Here is a 4,225-nt window from a genome sequence, read left to right as displayed (position 1 = left end):
CTTCCCGGCGCAGCCGAGAGAAGGGGGAGGGCGCCCAAGGCGACTCAGGGGGATGTCTCTACTACGCCATGGTTTTTCGCAGCCACTCGGCGAACGCCGCGCATTCCCACCGGTCCATGGTGCCCGTGCGCCAGCACAGATAGTGCGCGTGGGGGCTGGGCGCGTCGTGCGCGAACAGGCGTACCAGGGTGCCGTTTTCCAGCCAGGGCGCACCCAGCTTCAGGCGCACCAGCGCCACGCCCATGCCGGCAGCGGCGCCGTCGCACATCAGGCCGATGTCGTTGAACTGCGAGCCCTCGCTGGGCTCGGCCCAGTCGAGGCCGGTGGCGGCAAACCAGGTGCGCCAAGGCTCCAGCGGGCTGCGCAGCAGGGGCACGCCCTCCAGGTCCTCGGGGCGGTCAAACGGGCCGTGCTCGCGCACGAAGGCGGGGGAGGCCAGGGGCGTGACCACGTCGCGGGCCAGTTCCACATGCTCCACGTCGGCGTAGTGGCCGGGGCCGAAGCGCACCATCAGGTCGGCGTCTTCGGCCACCACATCCAGGAGCGGGATGGACACCTGCAGCGCCAGGTCGATCTCGGGGTAGGCCTCGGTGAACTGGCGCAGGCGGGGGATGAGGATGGTGCGCGCGAACGTGGGCGTCACGGCCAGCTTGAGCCGGCGCCGGCCCGGGGCGGCCGCCGCGCCCGGAAAGCGCTGCAGCGCGCCCAGCCCCTCGCGCACATGGGCCAGATAGGCGCTGCCCTCTGTGGTCAGCGAAAAGTCCGCCCGGCCAAACAGCCGCACACCCAGGATCTGTTCCAGCTGCTTGACGCGGTGGCTCACGGCGCTGGGCGTCACGCACAGCTCGTCGGCCGTCTGCGTCACGCTGCGCAGGCGCGCGAGGGCCTCGAACGTGAGCAGGCACTGGATGGGCGGGATGCGCCGCGCCGCGCTGCTGAGAAAGGACGACGGAAGTGCCGTGGGCATGGGGCGGCGCAGGGGGTTAGCGGAAGATCACCGTCTTGTGCCCGTTCAGGATCACCCGGTGCTCGCTGTGCCACTTCACGGCGCGGGCCAGCACCTGGCTTTCGGTGTCGCGGCCCCGGGCCGTCAGGTCGTCCACCGTGTCGGTGTGGTCGGCGCGGGCCACGTCCTGCTCGATGATGGGGCCTTCGTCCAGGTCGGCCGTCACGTAGTGGGCGGTGGCGCCAATCAGCTTCACGCCCCGGTCATGCGCCTGGTAGTACGGCTTGGCGCCCTTGAAGCTGGGCAGGAAGCTGTGGTGGATGTTGATGGCCCTTCCCGCCAACTTTTGACACAGGTCAAGGGAAAGGATCTGCATATAGCGGGCCAGCACCACCAGCTCGGCCCCTTCGGCCTCGATAATTTCGAACTGTCGCGCCTCGGCCTGTGCCTTGGTGGCCGCCGTCACCGGAATGTGGTGAAACGGCACGTTGTAGCTGGCGGCCAGCTGATAGAAGTCGCGGTGGTTGCTGATGATGGCGCGGATGTCGATGGGCAAGAGGCCGCTCTTCCAGCGGAACAGCAGGTCGTTCAGGCAATGGCCTTCCTTGCTGACCAGCAGCACGGTCTTCATCGGTGCTGCGGTGGCGTGCAGCGTCCAGCGCATCTCGAAAGGCTCCGCAAAGGCGGCCAGGCGCGTCTTGAGGGTGGCAGGGTCGTGCTGGTCGCAGGCGAACTGCACCCGCATGAAGAACAGGCCGGTGTCGTGGTCGTTGTACTGCGCGGCTTCTTCGATGTTGCCGCCGTGCTCCAGCAGGAAGCCCGATACGGCGTGCACCAGCCCCAGGCGATCGGGGCAGGACAGGGTGAGGATGTAGGCGTGGGTCGTCGTCATAGCCGTGCGATTGTCGCAGCAAGGGCTGGCGGCCGTGGAACCGAGGAGCAAGGAGTGCAAGCGCAAATGGGCAATGAGGGCCGTGCCGCCATGTTGGTCCCGTGGCAGGGGATGCTGCTGTACCTGGTGCTGGGTGTGGCGTGGGTGTTTGTGGGTGATGCACTGTTGGCCCAGCGGGTGAGCGATCCGGCGTTGCTCACGCGGATCCAGACCTGGAAGGGCTGGGGCTATGTGGCGCTGACGGGCGGTGTGGCATGGTGCCTGCTGCGCAGCGTTCGCCGCGCCGAGAAGGTGCGCCTGGCGATGGCGCGCGAGCTGGCGCAGATCGTGCGGCACGCGCCGGCGGGCATTGCGCGCGTGTCGCCGGACGGGCGTTTTCTGTGGGCCAACGCCCGTCTGTGCGATCTGCTGGGCAAGCCGCTGGCTCAGGTGTGCACCCTCCGTGTTTGCGACGTGCTGCCGGCGGCCGACCGCGGCGCGGCTGCGGCGCAACTCTTGCAACTGCTGAATGGCGAGATCGATCACTGTGTGGACGAGCGCGAGTGCGTGCGCCCGGGCGATGGCCGCCGGGTGCCGGTGCTGTGCACGGTGACGATGGTGCCCCCGGCAGACGACGAACCCGGCCATCTGGTGTGCGTGGTGCAGGACCTGGATGAGATCAAGGCAGCGCGCGCGGCCCTGCAAAGCAGCGAAGAGCGTCAACGCCTGGCGGCTACCGTGGTGGACAACACCATCGAAGGCGTGGTGGTGACCGATGTGAACAACCGCATCCTGTCGGCCAATGCGGCCGTGACGCGCCATCTGGGCTACACCGAGGAGGAGCTGCTGGGCCAGACGCCGCGCATCTTCCAATCGGGCCGTCACAGTCTGGCGTTCTACGAATCGCTCTGGGGCGCGCTGCGCGAGACGGGACACTGGCAGGGCGAGATCTGGAACCGGCGCAAGAACGGCGAGGTCTTCCCGGAGCACATGTCCCTGTCTGCGGTGCGTGACGCGGAGGGGCGGATCACGCACTACGTGTGCATGTTCACGGACATTTCGGAGGAAAAGGCCCAGCAGCGCCAACTCGAATACCTGGCGCACAACGATGCACTGACCGGGCTGCCCAACCGCATCTGGTTCGGCCAGCAGCTGGAACTGGCGGTGCAGGAAGCGCTGGCCAGCGGCGAGCATCTGGCGGTGCTGCTGGTCAATCTGGACCGGTTCAAGGATGTGAACGACAGCTATGGCCATTCCATCGGCGACCAGGTGTTGCAGCACATCGCGCGCCAAGTGCAGTCGGCCCTGCGGCCCGGCGACCTGCTGGGCCGCATGGCCGGCGATGAGCTGGCCGTGGTGGCGCGGGACATGCGCAGCGCCGAAGGCGCTGCCGCCGTGGCGCGCCAGCTGATCGCCGCCGTGGCCGACCCCTGGCGCTCGCCGGACGGACTGGAAGTGGTCGCTGGCGCCAGCGTGGGCATCTGCATGTTCCCCACCCACGCCGATACGGTGGAAGGCCTGCAGCAGGGTGCGCACGCGGCCGTCTATGGCGCCAAGGCGCGCGGGCGCGGCGCCTGGTGCTTCTTCCACGAAACCATGACCCAGGCCGCGCGCGAGCGGCTGGCGCTGGAATCGCGCCTGCGCCTGGCGCTCTCCCAGGGCCATCTGGAGGTGTACTACCAGCCCCAGGTCGACATCGCCAGCGGCCGCATCGTGGGCGCCGAGGCGCTGGTGCGCTGGAACGACCCGGTGGAGGGGCTGATATCGCCCGCGCGGTTCATCCCCGTGGCCGAAACGTCCGGCGTCATCGGCCCGCTGGGCGAATGGGTGCTGCACGAGGTGTGTCGCCAGGGGCGGCAATGGCGCGACGCCGGCCTGCCCGATCTGACGCTGGCCGTGAACGTGTCACCCCGGCAGTTTCATCTGACCGACCTGGCGGGCTGCGCAGCCGCCGCGCTCGCGGGCTCGGGCTTTCCGGCCGGGTGGCTGGAGCTGGAGATCACCGAGTCGGCACTGGCCGAGCGCACCGACGAGGCCCGCACGGTGCTTGCGCGGCTGCAGCAATTGGGCCTGCGCGTGGCCGTGGACGACTTCGGCACCGGCTACTCCTCGCTGGCGCAGCTCAAGCGTTTTCCCATCGACGTGCTCAAGATCGACCAGGGCTTCATCCGCGACATTCCGCACAGCGAAGACGACATGGCGATCAGCGCCGCCATCATCGCCATGGGGCACAGCATGGGCATGACGGTGCTGGCCGAGGGGGTGGAGACCGCAGAGCAGCTGGCGTTTCTGCGTGATCGCGGATGCGATCACTTCCAGGGCTATCTGTGCAGCCGCCCGCTACCGGCCGATGCGTTTGCGGCGCTGCTGCGTGCCGATGGATGGCCTGCATAACTCCCTGCGGTCGG

Annotated in this window: 3 protein-coding genes; 1 reads left to right on the top strand and 2 read right to left on the bottom strand. The window is 68.5% G+C overall.

Annotated features, from left to right (window positions below; genetic code table 11):
- Positions 1 to 61: 61 nt before the first annotated feature.
- Together ACOQFS_RS13945 and purU are read right to left on the bottom strand one after the other, a co-directional pair.
- On the bottom strand, positions 62 to 967 hold the full coding sequence (locus ACOQFS_RS13945; RefSeq protein WP_421563424.1) for a LysR substrate-binding domain-containing protein: 906 nt from the start codon (positions 965 to 967) through the stop codon (positions 62 to 64).
- A gap of 16 nt (positions 968 to 983) precedes the next feature.
- On the bottom strand, positions 984 to 1,838 hold the full coding sequence (purU, locus tag ACOQFS_RS13940; protein WP_421563423.1) for a formyltetrahydrofolate deformylase: 855 nt from the start codon (positions 1,836 to 1,838) through the stop codon (positions 984 to 986).
- Positions 1,839 to 1,904: 66 nt separating this feature from the next.
- Between purU and ACOQFS_RS13935 the strand changes: the two genes are divergently transcribed.
- Complete coding sequence (locus tag ACOQFS_RS13935; protein ID WP_421563425.1) at positions 1,905 to 4,211, top strand: EAL domain-containing protein; 2,307 nt, start codon at positions 1,905 to 1,907, stop codon at positions 4,209 to 4,211.
- Positions 4,212 to 4,225 lie beyond the last annotated feature (14 nt).

This window comes from Paracidovorax sp. MALMAid1276 (assembly GCF_049198005.1).
Lineage (GTDB): Bacteria > Pseudomonadota > Gammaproteobacteria > Burkholderiales > Burkholderiaceae_C > Acidovorax.
The sequence above is the reverse complement of the archived record's forward strand: the minus strand, read 5'-3'. Positions and strand labels throughout refer to the sequence as shown.

Excerpts from the sequence above, each read along its gene's own strand:
- ACOQFS_RS13945 (WP_421563424.1), bottom strand. The coding sequence starts at position 967 with ATGCCCACGGCACTTCCGTCGTCCTTTCTCAGCAGCGCGGCGCGGCGC.
- purU (WP_421563423.1), bottom strand. The coding sequence starts at position 1,838 with ATGACGACGACCCACGCCTACATCCTCACCCTGTCCTGCCCCGATCGC.
- ACOQFS_RS13935 (WP_421563425.1), top strand. The coding sequence starts at position 1,905 with ATGGGCAATGAGGGCCGTGCCGCCATGTTGGTCCCGTGGCAGGGGATG.